We start from the raw sequence: 13,647 nt of genomic DNA on the forward strand, positions 1-13,647 counted from the left end.
GGCCTCTCTCTATCCTGCTCTCGGACCTGGAGACGAGTGATGACTGGCAAGACCCTGACCCGCATGGACCTGAGCGAAGCCGTTTTTCGCGAGGTCGGCCTGTCCCGAAACGAATCCGCACAGCTTGTGGAATCGGTTCTCGACCATCTCAGCGATGCGCTGGTTGATGGCGAGTCGGTGAAGATATCGTCTTTCGGCACCTTCAACGTGCGCGACAAGGCCGCCCGCGTGGGCCGCAATCCCAAGACCGGGGAAGAAGTGCCGATCCACCCGCGCCGCGTTCTGACCTTCCGGCCCTCGCACCTGATGAAGGAACGCGTGGCCCAGGGCAACAAGCGCTGATCCGCGACACCGATGCGCAAATCCGCCGAAGCCTTCCGCACCATCAGCGAGGTGGCCAAGTGGCTGGACACCCCCGCCCATGTCCTGCGGTTCTGGGAAAGCCGTTTCCCCGAGATTGCACCGGTCAAGCGGGCCGGCGGGCGGCGTTACTATCGCCCCGATGACATGCGGCTTCTGGGCGGCATCAAGCATCTGCTGCACACCGAAGGCCACACCATCAAGTCGGTGCAGGAACGCCTGCAAACCGAAGGCACGGTTGCCATCGCGGCCTTCAGCCCGGCGCTGGATCTGAAGGCCGGCAGCGGCACCACCGCCGCGACCCCCACCGCCGCGACGCCGGAAAGCGCGGCCCCGCCGCCCACGGCAGAGGCCCCGGATGCCGGGACGCCGCCGCCCCCCTCCGAACTTCTTCCAAAAAAGCCCGCGCCGACCGACGCACGCCCTGGGGCGCAGGACGACGATATCCCGCCCATCGGGTTCTTCTTCGACGACAGCGAAGACGCCGACCCGGCCGAGGATCAAAGTGGCACCTTCGCCAGCAGCCCGGCATCCCCGGCCGAGGCGCCTGCAGACGCCCCGGCCGATCCCGAGGCCACGCCCCCCCAGACCGCACGGCCGTTCGAGGTTCCGCCCCTGTCCCCGGTCCCCTATCTGCCGGGCACCAGCCACGCCCTGCGCGCCCTTGTGCCCGCCCAACTGCCCGCCGCCCATCGCGCCGTACTGCGCGACGCCGCCACGCGCCTGCAGGCCCTGCAAAGCCGGCCTTGGTGAGCCGGGTTCGGGGCTGCATTTTTTGCGATCTTCCGCCTTGCCCTGCCGCCCAGAAATGATAAACAGCGCGAATGTCGGGCCATGGCGCAGCCTGGTTAGCGCGTCCGTCTGGGGGACGGAAGGTCGTGAGTTCGAATCTCGCTGGCCCGACCATCAAAAAGGCCCGTACCCGGTTCCGGGTGCGGGCCTTTTGCCTGAAGGAGATCTGCCGCGCCCATGACCGACCCGAGCCCCGCCCGCCAGGGCGTCCTGCCGATCCAGACCCTCCGCACCATGGTGGACCGGGGCGAGATCACCGGCGATCCCGCGATTCTCGAAGACCAGTACCAACCGGCCTCGCTGGACCTGCGGCTGGGCCGTGTCGCCTACCGGGTACGCGCCTCCTTCCTGCCCGGCAGCCAGGCTTGCGTTGCCGACCGGCTGGGCCGCTTCGAAATGCACCGCATGGACCTGGAGGCCGGCGCGGTGCTGGAAAAGGGCTGCGTCTATCTGGTGCCACTGATGGAATCCCTGGCCCTGCCCGTTGGCATCACCGCCGTCGCCAATGCCAAAAGCTCCACCGGACGGCTCGACCTTCTGACCCGCGTCATCACCGACAAGGGCAGCGAGTTCGACCGCATCGCCGAAGGCTATTCCGGCCCGCTCTATGCCGAGATCTGCCCGCGCAGCTTCTCGGTGCTGGTGCGCGCCGGCATGCGCCTGAACCAGATCCGCTTTCGCGCCGGCAAGGCCGAACTGGACGACGCCGCCCTCACCGCCCTGCACGCCGCCGAACCGCTGGTGGACGGTCCGGCCCATATCGATCAGGGTCTCGGGTTCTCCGTCGATTTGCGGCCGCGCGAAGACGGCGTTGTGGGCTACCGCGCCAAGCCCCATGCCGGGGTCATCGACCTGGACCGGATCGGCGCCTATGACCGCGCGGATTTCTGGGACGAATTGCACAGCGACGGCGACGGTCTGATCCTCGATCCCGGCGCTTTCTACATCCTCGTCAGCCAGGAAGCGGTCACGATCCCGCCGGATTACGCCGCCGAGATGGCCCCCTACATGGCGCTGATGGGCGAGTTCCGCGTGCATTACGCCGGGTTCTTCGATCCGGGCTTCGGTCATGCCAGCGCCGGTGGCAAAGGCTCGCGCGGCGTGCTCGAAGTGCGCTGCCACGAATCGCCCTTCCTGCTGGAACACGGGCAAAGGGTCGGGCGGCTGGTCTATGAACGGATGAGCGAACAGCCCGCCCGCCTCTACGGCGCCGAGATCAAATCGAACTACCAGGGCCAGGGCCTGAAGCTCTCCAAGCACTTCCGCTAATCCCGCCCCCTCCAACGCTTCGGGCGGCGGCGGCCCGGAAAGACGCCCACAGTTTCTTTTTGGCCTAAATACTCCGGGGGAGCGACCGTCAGGTCGCGGGGGCAGCGCCCCCAACGAAAGTACCGCCCCAAACGAAAAAAGCGGCCCCAGTGGGACCGCCCGTCGTTTCGCGATGATCGCGCTTGTGCCTCAGGAGGCTTCGGTGATGAACTTCACCGCGTCGCCGAAGGTCTGGATGGTTTCGGCTGCGTCGTCCGGGATCTCGATGCCGAACTCTTCTTCGAAAGCCATCACCAGTTCCACGGTGTCCAGGCTGTCGGCGCCCAGGTCATCGATGAAAGAGGCACCTTCGGTGATCTTGCCTTCTTCCACGCCAAGGTGCTCGACAACGATCTTCTTCACGCGATCTGCGATGTCGCTCATGTCATATCCTCTATGTCTTTCGGGGTCTTGCCCGTTCTTGATCAACAGCTCCAAAGAGCCACTTCAGGCCACTGGGCCTTCAACTTTTCCCAGAAATGGGTCCCTGCCCCCGGGCAAGTTGCGAGGCCTATAGCATATGGAATGGGGAAGGCAAACGCTTTCGCCGTCCCCGTTCATCCTCAGATCATCGCCATGCCGCCGTTGACATGCAGCACGGCGCCCGTGGTGTAGCCGGACTCCGCACTGGCCAGATACAGAACCGCTGCCGCGATTTCGCTGGCCTCGCCCATGCGCCCGGCCGGGATCTGGCCCAGGATTGCGCCCTTCTGGTCGTCGTTCAGCTTGTCGGTCATGGCGGTGGTGATGAACCCCGGCGCCACGGCGTTGACGGTGATGCCGCGGCTGGCGACCTCATAGGCCAGCGATTTCGACATGCCCACCAGCCCCGCCTTGGACGCGGCGTAGTTGCCCTGACCGGGATTGCCGGTGGCCCCCACGACCGAGCCGATGTTGACGATGCGGCCCCAGCGTTTCTTCATCATGCCGCGCAGCACGCCTTTGCTCAGACGGAAGGCCGAGGTGAGATTGACCTCCAGCACCGACGCCCATTCCTCTTCGGACATGCGCATGAACAGGTTGTCGCGGGTGATGCCGGCGTTGTTCACAAGGATATCGACGCCGCCCATGGCCTCGACCGCCTGTTTCGGCAGGGCGTTGACTGCCTCGGCGTCGCTCAGGTTGCAGGGCAGAACATGGGCACGTTCGCCCAGGTCCGCGGCCAGCGCCTCCAGCGGCTCGACACGGGTGCCCGATAGGCCGACGGTGGCGCCGGCGGCGTGCAGGGTGCGGGCGATCTCGGCCCCGATGCCGCCCGAGGCGCCGGTGACGAGCGCGGTTTTTCCGGTCAGATCAAACATGTGACTTCCTTCTTTTGCTCGGCTCAGGCGAGCGCGGCCTTGATGTCGTCAGGGGTCGAGATGGCGGTGCAGGCGATGGACCGTTCGATGCGGCGGATCATGCCGGACAGGGCCTTGCCCGCGCCCACTTCCCAAACCTCGGTCACGCCATTGGCGGCCATGAACTGCACGCTTTCGCGCCAGCGCACCGCCCCGGTCACCTGGGTGATCAGCTGCGCCCGGATCGCTTCGGGGTCCGAGGTTGCCTGCGCGGTCACATTGGCCACCAGCGGCGCCACGGGGGCAGCGATGGTCACATCGGCCAGAGCCCCGGCCATCACATCGGCGGCGGGCTGCATCAGGGCGCAGTGGAACGGGGCCGAAACCGGCAGAAGCAACGCCCGCTTGGCGCCCTTCTCCTTGGCCAGCACCGTGGCCCGCTCGACGGCCGCCTTGTGGCCCGAGACCACGACCTGCGCGGGATCATTGTCATTGGCGGCCTGGCAGACCTCGCCTTGCGCGGCGGCCTCGGCCACCTCGGTGACGGCGGCCAGGTCCAGCCCCAGGATCGCGGCCATGGCGCCCTGGCCCACCGGTACGGCAGCCTGCATCGCCTTGCCACGGATGCGCAGCAGGCGCGCGGTGTCGGTGACGCTCAGTGCCCCGGCGGCGGCCAGCGCCGAATACTCGCCCAGCGAATGCCCGGCCACGAAAGCCCCGTCGGCAATGGCCACACCTTCGGCTTCCAGCGCCCGCACGGCGGCCAGCGAACAGGCCATCAGCGCCGGCTGTGCGTTCTGGGTCAGGGTCAGGGTTTCGATATCGCCGGTCCAGATCAACTCGGAGAGCTTTTCGCCCAGAGCCTCGTCGACCTCGTCGAACACCGCCTTGGCGGCCGGATAGGCCTCTGCCAGGGCCTGTCCCATTCCGATCGCCTGGGCCCCCTGTCCGGGGAATACAAATGCGCGGCTCATGGCTCCTCCGTCGCGGTTCTGTGAACACTGGTTGCCCGTCGGGATAGCCCAGCGATGCAGGGCGCGCAATCCGGCAGACCCGCGCGCATCCCCGCAGGGGTCCTGTGCGGACAGCGCGGTTTTGGCCTGCACACAAATGCTCTAGCTTCCCCGGAAAGCTACCTGACGGAGATCGTTCATGTCCGACGCCACCCCCCTTGGCAATTCCGCCTACGCCTATGGCAATGTGACCAAGATGTTTCACTGGCTCACCGCGCTGTTGATCCTGACTGCCTTTCCCCTGGGCATGATCGCCAACAGCTGGCCCTACGACAGCTCGCAAGCCCTGCTGGTCAAGGGCGTGCTGTTCAGCCTGCACAAGACTGTCGGCGTGACCGTCTTCTTCGTGGCGCTGGCACGGATCCTCTGGGCGCTGACCCAGACCAAGCCGCACCCGCTGCATCCTGACCGCCGGATCGAGCATTTTATGGCCGAGCTTGTGCACTGGCTGCTGTATGCCGGGCTGATTCTGGTGCCGCTGTCGGGCTGGATTCACCATGCCGCAACCACCGGCTTCGCGCCGATCTGGTGGCCGTTCGGCCAGTCGCTGCCCTTCGTGCCCAAGGATGATGCCGTCGCGCATGTGTTCGAGGGCTGGCATCTGGTCTTCACCAAAGTCCTTGGTATCGCCGTGCTGCTGCACATTGTCGGCGCGGTGAAACATCAGGTCATCGACCGCGATCTGACGCTGGCACGGATGCTGCCGGGGCGGGTCGAGGCCGGGCGGGACAGCGGCGAACACAGCCGCAGCCCGTTCTGGATGGCGCTGATGATCTGGGCCGTGGCCATGACTGCCGGCACCGCCCTGGGCTGGCCCCGCGCGGCGCAGACCGAGACCCCCGCCATCGCACTGGCCCCGGCACCGGTTGCGCCCGCCGCCACCGGCTGGACCGTTCAAGGCGGCACCTTGGGGCTGAGCGTGGTGCAATTCGGCGCCGATGTGGAAGGCAGTTTTTCCGACTGGTCGGCCAGCATCGCGTTTGATCCCGAGGCGCCGGGTCCGGATCTGGGCACCGTCGCGGTCGATATCGCCATCGGCTCGGTCACCCTCGGCTCGGTCACGGCCGAAGCCGTGAAGCCCGAGTTCTTCGATGCCGCGCAATTCCCCACCGCACGGTTTACCGCCACCCTGCGCGCCGGCGACGACGGCAGGTATCTGGCCGAGGGCACGCTCAGCCTGAAAGGCGCCGACGTACCGGTCACCCTGCCCTTCGATCTGACCCTGACCGGCGATACTGCTGAAATGACAGGCCAGACGACGCTGGACCGCCGCGACTTCGACATCGGCACAGCCACCTACAAGGATGAGGCCACGCTGGGTTTCCCGGTTACCGTCTCGGTCAGCCTGACAGCACAGCGCAACTGACCCCCAGGCGCAATGGGGACGGCGGCGAAGGCCGCCGTCCCGAACCCGGCTTGCGTGGTGCGGGACCAGGCTGGCCGTGCGTCTGTACCGTATTGTGGTCCGGTCCCAGCAAGGCACGCTGGCCAGACGTCCGCGTCTGGGTCTGGTCGTCGGCATCAAGGCGGCCTCACCCGCGCCCCGGTCTTGCCGATGCTGAAACGAAAAGGGCCGCCCAAGGGCGGCCCGAAGTCGTCTGTCAGGAAGGCTTATTCGGCTTTCATCGCCTCGATCGAGATCTGCACGGCCACCTCGTCGCCCACGAAAGGCGCGAACTTGTCGACGCCGAAGTCCGACCGCTTCAGAACCGTCGTGGCATCGAACCCCAGCCAGGGCGTCTGGGCCATGGGATGCGCGCCTGCCTGGTTCAGGGTGGTGTCCAGAACGACCGCCTGGGTCACACCGTTCAGGGTCAGATCGCCGGTGATCAGCGCTGTGGCTTCGCCGGTGACCTCGATCCCGGTCGACACGAAGGTCACCAGATCGTCGTCATCAGCCCCGAAGAAATCACCCGACATCAGGTGCGCATCGCGCTCTTCCCAGCCGGTGAACATCGAGGTCACGGGCATCGACACCGACACGAAGGACGCCGCCGGGTTTTCCGCATCGAACTGGATCTCGCCTTCAAAGCCCGAGAACAGGCCATAGGTGGTCGAAAAGCCAAGGTGGTTGTAGCTGAACAGGATCTGGCTGTGGCTGGCATCCAGAACATAGGCCTCGGCATCGGCCAGAACCGGCGCGGCTAGGGTTGCAGTGGCAAGGCCAAGAGCGGCGGCGAAGGCGGTGGTTTTCATGGTCGATCCCTTGATGTGATTTCGGAACGAGCAACGTGCTCATGCCGCTAGACATCGGGTCGAAAGCCGGTTTCGGCAATTCCGCGCCAGTTCACAGACCCCGTTCGGGAATGAACAGACCCTGCGGGACCTATTCGCCGGGGCCGGGGCGCGCCAGGGCGATGTAAGCCGGATTGATGGCTGGAATGCCCCGCGCCTCGGCCAGACGCCCGAGCGTGGCCGAGGCCGCCCGTTGCAACAGGATCGGCACCGCGGCATCGTAATTGCGATACCGCCCGAAAGCCCGCCCCATCGCCGCAAAGGCCAGCAAGTCGCGCGGCATCCCACGCCGGTTCAGAAGGCCCGGCTTGGCCGCCATGCCGAACAGGGTCAGGATCACCCCGAAGGTTTCTTCGAAAGCACCCGGCTGTGGCGCCGGAAAGCGCGCGCGCTGGATATAGACCAATGGTTCGTCGCCGTCGTTCCACGGATGCACATGGCTTTGACGGGGCGGCATTTCCAGCGTGTCACCGGCAACGGCGGTATAGGCTTCGCCCTGTAGGCTGTAGGTGGCGTGCCCGGACAGGATTTCGAACGTCTCGTCCCAGTCCAGATGGACGTGTTCGGACACGTCGGGTGCGGCGCGCGGCTGGCAGGTAATCTTGATGCTGAACCCGCAAGACCCGGTTTCCGCCGCCCCTTCGAGAACCTCCCATCGGCTGCCGGTCAGCCTGTTTATGGCGATGGTGCCCCGTTCGATCATCTTTCCCCCTCCGGCTCGATGCGAACCCCGCGTGCATCCTAGCACGACCGGGCGACATTTGGGGCGCGGGGACTTGTCCCCATGGTCAAGAACTGTATAAGGGCGCGGTTCCGCAAACCATTATTCGGCGCAGCCTCTCGTGGACAGGGGCGGAACCTTGCGAGCCTGTCCTATGAAATGCGCCCTGACATAGGAGCTGATATGCCGCTTTACGAGCATGTCTTCATCTCTCGGCAGGATCTGTCGAACAGCCAGGCTGAAAGCCTGGTCGAGCACTTCTCCACCGTCCTCGCGGACAACGGCGGCAAGGTCGTCGAAAGCGAGTACTGGGGCGTGAAGACCATGGCCTACAAGATCAACAAGAACCGCAAGGGGCACTATGCCTTCCTGAAAACCGACGCTCCGTCGCCGGCCATTCAGGAAATGGAACGCCTGATGCGCCTGCATGACGACGTGATGCGCGTTCTGACCATCAAGGTCGACGAACATCCCGAAGGCCCGTCCATCCAGATGCAGAAGCGCGACGAACGCGGTGACCGCGGCGATCGCCGTCGTTGATCGGTTCAAAGAAAGGACACTAAGTCATGGCTGCAAAACCGTTTTTCCGTCGCCGCAAGGTGTGCCCGTTCTCTGGCGATAACGCGCCGAAGATCGACTACAAGGACACCCGCCTGCTGCAACGCTACATTTCCGAGCGCGGCAAGATCGTACCGTCGCGCATTACTGCCGTCTCGGCCAAGAAGCAGCGTGAACTGGCCCGTGCCATCAAACGCGCCCGCTTCCTCGCCCTGCTGCCCTACGCCGTGAAATAAGGAGACCGACCAATGGACGTTATCCTTCTCCAACGCGTGGCCAAACTGGGCCAGATGGGTGAAGTCGTTTCCGTCAAGGAAGGCTATGCCCGCAACTTCCTGCTGCCCCAGGGCAAGGCCCTGCGCGCGAACGAGGCGAACAAAGCCCGTTTCGAAGAGCAGAAAGCCCAGCTGGAAGCGCACAACCTGGAAACCAAGGCAGAAGCCGAAGCCATGGGTGAAAAGCTGGATGGCCAGCAGTTCATCGTGATTCGCTCTGCTTCCGACGCCGGCGCTCTGTACGGGTCGGTCAGCACGCGTGACGCCGCAGATGCGGCCACCGAAGCTGGCTTCACCGTGGATCGCAAGCAGGTCATTCTGGCCAAGCCGATCAAGGAACTGGGCCTGCACGACGTGCATGTGACCCTGCATCCGGAAGTCGACGTGACCATCCAGCTGAACGTGGCCCGTTCGCCGGAAGAAGCCGAACTTCAGGCCTCGGGCAAATCGATCCAGGATCTGGCCGCAGAAGAAGAAGCTGCCGCCGAATTCGAGATCGCCGAACTGTTCGACGACATCGGCTCGGCCGCTGTGGACGACGACGAATCCGGCGACAGCACGCCGCAACCGGACCTGTCCGGCGACGACGACAAAGCCTGATCACCAGATCGGACAAGACAAGAAAAGCCGCGCTTTCCAGCGCGGCTTTTTTCGTTTCGCCATGGGCGATTGTGGCTGGGCGTCGAACCCGACTTCGGGCGGCTGGGTCAGTTCATGGCCAGCCGCATCGGCTCTGACCGCTCTGCATGGCCGCCGCAGTCGCCGGCACAGTCCCGGGCGATTGTGTCCCCGCCCGCAGGCGCGGCAAGCCCGCCAGCGGCGCACAGCGCGCCTGGCTCAGGCGCAAGCGCGTAACGCAGGACCGTTGCCTTGCCGTAGCCATCAATCTCGATCTCGATCCAGCCCAACCGGATGCCGTCCGGCACCCGCAACCGCACCGGCATGTAGGCCCGTCGCGGCTCGGGCCCCTGGAACCAGTCGCCGCCGCTGCGTTCCATGTTCTGCTGGCGGCTGAAGCGGATCAGCGAGGCGCTGCGGCCGAATTCCAGGACGTTCGAGACCAGTTCGGCCTCTTCCAGCGGCGCGCCACCGGCAACCGCGGCATGCAGTGCGCTGGTCGCACGAACCCAGATATCGACCTCGTGATAGCCGAACATGTTGCGGCTTTCCCGGCGGATCAGTTCCAGCTTGATATCCTGCTCGCCGTTCTGATCCATGTCGATCCACAGGGCGTTGGAGTAATCATTGCTAAGGGTTGCATTGAGGGTGGTGATTTCGGCACGCGCCAGCCCCGCCGTTGCGAGCGACGCGACCAGGGCCATGAGGAGGGCAGACAGTCGCATAGGGTATCCAGAATGTATCTTTCGTTTGCGGGGGTCCTAACCCGCGTCCGGCCCTCCACGCAAATGCAGATGCATCGCCCTATACCAATGCAACGCAGCCCGGTTTTTACCTATCCGATTGGACACGGCCCCTACCCCAAAAATGAAAAAGGCCGCCCCTTGAGGGGCGGCCCAAACAGGCTAGCAGAGATGACGATTATTCGTCTTCAAGCGCTTTCACGGCTTCCTGCAGGTCATCCTTCGAGACTTCCTTTTCGGTCACCTCGGCCAATTCGAAGATGTAGTCGACGACCTTGTCTTCAAACAGCGGCGCGCGCAGTTGCTGCTGCATCTGCTGATTCTGCTGCACGAATTCGAAGAACTGACGTTCCTGACCCGGGTACTGACGCGCCTGGTTCATGATCGCCTGGGTCATCTCGGCGTCGGAAACCTCGACCTCGTTCTTCTGGCCAAGCTCGGCCAGGTACAGGCCAAGACGGACGCGACGCTCCCCCAGTTTGGTGTGCTCTTCGGTCGGCTCGACTTCCGGGTGGTCGTGGCCCTGCACGTCCGGGTTTTCGTCGTGCCACAGCTGGTGCGCGATCTGCTTGGCTTCGGCTTCCACCAGGCTCGGCGGCAGGTCGAAGCTGACCACGCCGTCCAGCTTGTCCAGCAGGGCGCGCTTCATCACGGCACGGGCCGCGCCGGCGTATTCGGCTTCAAGACGCTCGCCGATCTGGGTCTTCAGGGCGGCCAGATCCTCGGCGCCGAACTTCTTGGCCAGCTCGTCGTCGATTTCGGCCGCCTTGGGGGCCTTGACGGCCTTGATCTTGCATTCGAACACGGCGGCTTTGCCGGCCAGGTGCTCGGCCTGGTACTCCTCGGGGAAGGCCACCTCGACATTCACGTCGGTGCCGGCTACGGCGCCGATCAGCTGCTCCTCGAAGCCCGGAATGAACGAGTTCGACCCCAGAACCAGCGGGTAGTCCTCGGCTGCACCGCCTTCGAAAGCCTCGCCATCGACCTTGCCAAGGAAGTCGATCACGACCTGATCGTCCTTCTCGGCCGCAGCGCCTTCTTCACGATCTTCGAAATCCTGCGCGGTGGAGGCCAGGTTCGCCAGCGCTTCTTCCACGTCGGCTTCGGCGGCCTTGACCACCAGCTTTTCCAGCGAGATCGACTTGAGGTCGGCTTCCGGGATCTCGGGCAGCGCTTCGTAGTTCAGCGCCACGATCACGTCGTCGCCTTCTTTCCAGTCCTCGTTGGTCATCTTGACCTCGGGCTGCAGCGCCGGGCGATCGCCGGTTTCCTCGAAATGCGAGGACATGGCGCCATCAATGCTTTCCTGCATCGCTTCGCCCAGAACCCGCGGGCCGAACTGTTTCTTCAGCAGCGCCATGGGCACCTTGCCTTTGCGGAAGCCCTTCATTTCGATTTCGGGCTGCGCTTCGGCCAGTTTCTCGTTGACCTTACTGTCCAGCTCGGCAGCCGTCAGCGTGATCTCGTAGCCGCGCTTGAGGCCGTCCTTCAGGGTCTCGGTGACCTGCATGATGCTTTGTCCTTCATTCGTCTCATGGTGCGGGTGGAGGGACTTGAACCCCCACGCCTTGCGGCGCCAGAACCTAAATCTGGTGCGTCTACCAATTTCGCCACACCCGCGAAAATCCGCACGGGCCGCAGAGCGCGACCCGCAAGTTCCGGGCCTTCTAACAAAGGCGGAAAAGGGATGCGAGGGGGAATCGTGCGCGCGGGCGCCTTGTCAGACCCCCAATTGCGCAAAGATCGCCGGCAGCGCTTCGGGCAGGTCCTCGGCAATCAGCCCCGCCCCCAGATGACGGCCCGCCGCGCCATGCAGCCAGGCGGCGGTTTCGGCGGCCTGAAACGGCGAAAAGCCGCGCGCCAGAAGCCCCGTGACCAGCCCGGCCAGAACATCTCCCGAACCGGCGGTGGCCAGCCAGGGGGCGGCGGCCTTGCCGGTCAGATGCAGTTCGGCCAGGTGGCCCGTGGGATCGGCGATCAGCGTCACCTGGCCTTTCAGCAGCACCGTCGCCCCGCAGCGGGCCGCCGCCTGGGTGACCGCCGCTCGGCGCACTTCCAGACGGGATTCGCGGGGGTCGGCCTCCAACGCCCTGGCCAGATCCGGGAAAACCCGTGCGAATTCGCCCATGTGCGGGGTCAGCACCGCGTTCGGATGCAGCAGCGCAATAAAGGCGCGGGGGTCATCGGCAAAGGATGTCAGTGCATCGGCGTCCAGAACCACCGGGCGGCGGGTGGCCAGAGCCACGCGCACATGGTTGCGGCTGACCGTGGCAATGCCCAGCCCCGGCCCCATGCAGATGGCGTTCAGGCGGGGATCTTCCAGCACTTCTTCCAACCCGGCCGAACCCTCCAGCGGACGCAGCATGATCGCGGTCAGCTGGGCGGCATTCTCGGCCAGCGCCTCGGGCGGGCAAGCCAGCGTCACAAGCCCGGCCCCCACACGCAACGCCGCGCGGGCGGCCAGTCGTGCCGCGCCGCCCCGGCCCGGCCCGCCAGACAGGATCAACGCGTGGCCGTGATCGTACTTGTGATGATCGACCCGTTTCGACAGGCGCGCAATCAGGGCGGGGGACAATCCGGTACGCGGCATCCGGGTCAAAGCCCGATATCCGCAACGGCAATGGCCATCCCTGATTCGGCAAGCGCCTGATGCACCGGTTTGCGGCAATGGAAGGTTACGGCCAATTCCGCCGGAAAGGCGGCATCTGTGGTCAGGGTCTGGCCATCGGCCAGCACCCCGCTGGGCACATCGACCGAGACCCGGCGGGCCGTGCGCGGCACCCGGTCCATGACCTGGGCCACCTCGGGCGACAGGGGGCGGGTCAATCCGATCCCGAACAAGGCGTCGATCACCAGATCCACCCCGTCCATGGCCGAAGCCGCGGCCTGCCACGGCAGGACCTCGCCGCAAGACGTCCAGCGATCATGGTTGGCCTGCGCATCGGGGGGGAGCCTGTCGGTAGCGCCAAGCGCCGTCGCGGTCACGGCCCATCCCTGCCCCAGCAACAGGCGCGCGATGACATAGCCGTCCCCGCCGTTGTTGCCCGGACCGCACAAGATGCCGGCACGACCGGGGGCGGCCGTCAGGTCGGGCCAGTGTTGCGCGATGGCCTGCAGGACGCCTTCGCCGGCGCGCTCCATCAGTTCGAGCCCTGTGACCAATCCCGAGGCCATTGCCTGTTTTTCCAGCGCCAGCATCTGCGCGGCGGTCAGGATTTCGTCGTTTCCGCCTTCGGTCGAAGTTTTCATTATGCTCACTTGTTGTGCATTCCGCTCATTTTTTGACATCGCGACGGGGAATCCCGCAACGCGGGGAAACAGGGCGACCCTAGCCAATTGTGGCCCCCCGTTTAAAGTGTTCTCACGCTCGAAACACATTCCGGCGCGGGGGACTCAGGCATGAAAAAAATCGAAGCCATCATCAAGCCATTCAAACTTGATGAAGTGAAAGAAGCGCTGCAGGAGATCGGGGTGCAGGGCCTGTCGGTCATCGAGGTCAAGGGCTTCGGCCGTCAAAAAGGCCATACGGAACTGTACCGTGGCGCTGAATATGTCGTGGACTTCCTGCCCAAGGTGAAGATCGAGGTCGTCCTGTCGGACGACCAGCTGGATGGCGCCATCGAGGCCATTCTGAACGCCGCCAAGACCGACAAGATCGGGGACGGCAAGATCTTCGTATCGACCATCGAACAGGCGATCCGCATCCGTACCGGCGAAGACGGGGACGCGGCGCTGTAAGCCTTT

The 13,647-nt window shown here is 64.9% G+C and carries 17 protein-coding genes and 2 tRNA genes; 9 read left to right on the plus strand and 10 right to left on the minus strand.

Going from position 1 to position 13,647, the window contains the following annotated elements; genetic code table 11:
- Window positions 1-39 precede the first annotated feature (39 nt).
- The 4 genes from ihfA to ACP15K_RS03520 all read left to right on the plus strand — a co-directional run bounded on the left by ihfA (window position 40) and on the right by ACP15K_RS03520 (window position 2,421).
- A complete protein-coding gene (ihfA, locus tag ACP15K_RS03505) occupies window positions 40-342 on the plus strand; it encodes an integration host factor subunit alpha (RefSeq protein WP_193140696.1) in 303 nt (100 codons plus the stop codon).
- A gap of 12 nt (window positions 343-354) precedes the next feature.
- Window positions 355-1,113 carry a MerR family transcriptional regulator gene (locus ACP15K_RS03510; RefSeq protein WP_193140695.1) on the plus strand — a complete coding sequence of 253 codons (759 nt, stop codon included), beginning with the start codon at window positions 355-357 and terminating at the stop codon, window positions 1,111-1,113.
- Window positions 1,114-1,188: 75 nt separating this feature from the next.
- A tRNA-Pro gene (locus ACP15K_RS03515) sits at window positions 1,189-1,266 on the plus strand.
- Between the two features lie 63 nt (window positions 1,267-1,329).
- A complete protein-coding gene (locus ACP15K_RS03520) occupies window positions 1,330-2,421 on the plus strand; it encodes a 2'-deoxycytidine 5'-triphosphate deaminase (protein ID WP_193140694.1) in 1,092 nt (363 codons plus the stop codon).
- 189 nt (window positions 2,422-2,610) lie between these two features.
- Here the strand turns inward: ACP15K_RS03520 and ACP15K_RS03525 are convergent, their stop codons facing one another.
- From ACP15K_RS03525 to fabD, 3 genes are all read right to left on the minus strand, one after another.
- On the minus strand, window positions 2,611-2,844 hold the full coding sequence (locus ACP15K_RS03525) for an acyl carrier protein (RefSeq protein ID WP_193140693.1): 234 nt from the start codon (window positions 2,842-2,844) through the stop codon (window positions 2,611-2,613).
- Window positions 2,845-3,023: 179 nt separating this feature from the next.
- On the minus strand, window positions 3,024-3,761 hold the full coding sequence (gene fabG / locus ACP15K_RS03530) for a 3-oxoacyl-[acyl-carrier-protein] reductase (RefSeq protein ID WP_424989821.1): 738 nt from the start codon (window positions 3,759-3,761) through the stop codon (window positions 3,024-3,026).
- Window positions 3,762-3,784: 23 nt separating this feature from the next.
- A complete protein-coding gene (gene fabD / locus ACP15K_RS03535; protein WP_424989822.1) occupies window positions 3,785-4,714 on the minus strand; it encodes an ACP S-malonyltransferase in 930 nt (309 codons plus the stop codon).
- A 178-nt stretch (window positions 4,715-4,892) separates the two neighbouring features.
- Between fabD and ACP15K_RS03540 the strand changes: the two genes are divergently transcribed.
- A complete protein-coding gene (locus ACP15K_RS03540) occupies window positions 4,893-6,119 on the plus strand; it encodes a cytochrome b/b6 domain-containing protein (protein WP_424989823.1) in 1,227 nt (408 codons plus the stop codon).
- A 245-nt stretch (window positions 6,120-6,364) separates the two neighbouring features.
- Here the strand turns inward: ACP15K_RS03540 and ACP15K_RS03545 are convergent, their stop codons facing one another.
- A complete protein-coding gene (locus ACP15K_RS03545) occupies window positions 6,365-6,949 on the minus strand; it encodes a YceI family protein (protein WP_424989824.1) in 585 nt (194 codons plus the stop codon).
- Between the two features lie 130 nt (window positions 6,950-7,079).
- On the minus strand, window positions 7,080-7,691 hold the full coding sequence (locus ACP15K_RS03550; RefSeq protein WP_424989825.1) for a cupin domain-containing protein: 612 nt from the start codon (window positions 7,689-7,691) through the stop codon (window positions 7,080-7,082).
- A 201-nt stretch (window positions 7,692-7,892) separates the two neighbouring features.
- Between ACP15K_RS03550 and rpsF the strand changes: the two genes are divergently transcribed.
- Genes rpsF through rplI form a run of 3 tightly spaced genes read left to right on the plus strand, consistent with a single transcriptional unit; the run spans window position 7,893 to window position 9,142 of the window.
- Window positions 7,893-8,249, plus strand: a complete 357-nt coding sequence (rpsF, locus tag ACP15K_RS03555; protein WP_193140687.1) for a 30S ribosomal protein S6 — start codon at window positions 7,893-7,895, stop codon at window positions 8,247-8,249.
- A gap of 26 nt (window positions 8,250-8,275) precedes the next feature.
- A complete protein-coding gene (gene rpsR, locus ACP15K_RS03560) occupies window positions 8,276-8,503 on the plus strand; it encodes a 30S ribosomal protein S18 (RefSeq protein ID WP_005982441.1) in 228 nt (75 codons plus the stop codon).
- A 12-nt stretch (window positions 8,504-8,515) separates the two neighbouring features.
- The gene (gene rplI, locus ACP15K_RS03565) at window positions 8,516-9,142 is read left to right on the plus strand and encodes a 50S ribosomal protein L9 (protein WP_193140686.1); all 627 of its coding nucleotides are present in this window, start codon (window positions 8,516-8,518) and stop codon (window positions 9,140-9,142) included.
- Window positions 9,143-9,249: 107 nt separating this feature from the next.
- Here rplI and ACP15K_RS03570 read toward each other — a convergent pair whose 3' ends face one another.
- The 5 genes from ACP15K_RS03570 to ACP15K_RS03590 all read right to left on the minus strand — a co-directional run bounded on the left by ACP15K_RS03570 (window position 9,250) and on the right by ACP15K_RS03590 (window position 13,152).
- Window positions 9,250-9,864 carry a hypothetical protein gene (locus ACP15K_RS03570; RefSeq protein ID WP_424989826.1) on the minus strand — a complete coding sequence of 205 codons (615 nt, stop codon included), beginning with the start codon at window positions 9,862-9,864 and terminating at the stop codon, window positions 9,250-9,252.
- Between the two features lie 217 nt (window positions 9,865-10,081).
- Window positions 10,082-11,413, minus strand: coding sequence for a trigger factor (gene tig, locus ACP15K_RS03575; protein ID WP_193140684.1), 1,332 nt, complete (start codon window positions 11,411-11,413; stop codon window positions 10,082-10,084).
- A gap of 25 nt (window positions 11,414-11,438) precedes the next feature.
- Window positions 11,439-11,523 (minus strand) — tRNA-Leu (locus tag ACP15K_RS03580).
- Window positions 11,524-11,623: 100 nt separating this feature from the next.
- On the minus strand, window positions 11,624-12,493 hold the full coding sequence (locus ACP15K_RS03585; RefSeq protein ID WP_193140771.1) for an NAD(P)H-hydrate dehydratase: 870 nt from the start codon (window positions 12,491-12,493) through the stop codon (window positions 11,624-11,626).
- 5 nt (window positions 12,494-12,498) lie between these two features.
- Entirely contained in the window at window positions 12,499-13,152 is a 654-nt protein-coding gene (locus tag ACP15K_RS03590) for an NAD(P)H-hydrate epimerase (RefSeq protein WP_424989827.1), read from the minus strand.
- Between the two features lie 150 nt (window positions 13,153-13,302).
- On the opposite strand from ACP15K_RS03590, the gene ACP15K_RS03595 reads away from it, so the two are divergent.
- A complete protein-coding gene (locus ACP15K_RS03595) occupies window positions 13,303-13,641 on the plus strand; it encodes a P-II family nitrogen regulator (RefSeq protein WP_193140682.1) in 339 nt (112 codons plus the stop codon).
- Window positions 13,642-13,647: the final 6 nt, after the last annotated feature.

The organism is Fluviibacterium sp. S390, from assembly GCF_049800695.1.
Taxonomy (GTDB): domain Bacteria; phylum Pseudomonadota; class Alphaproteobacteria; order Rhodobacterales; family Rhodobacteraceae; genus Meridianimarinicoccus.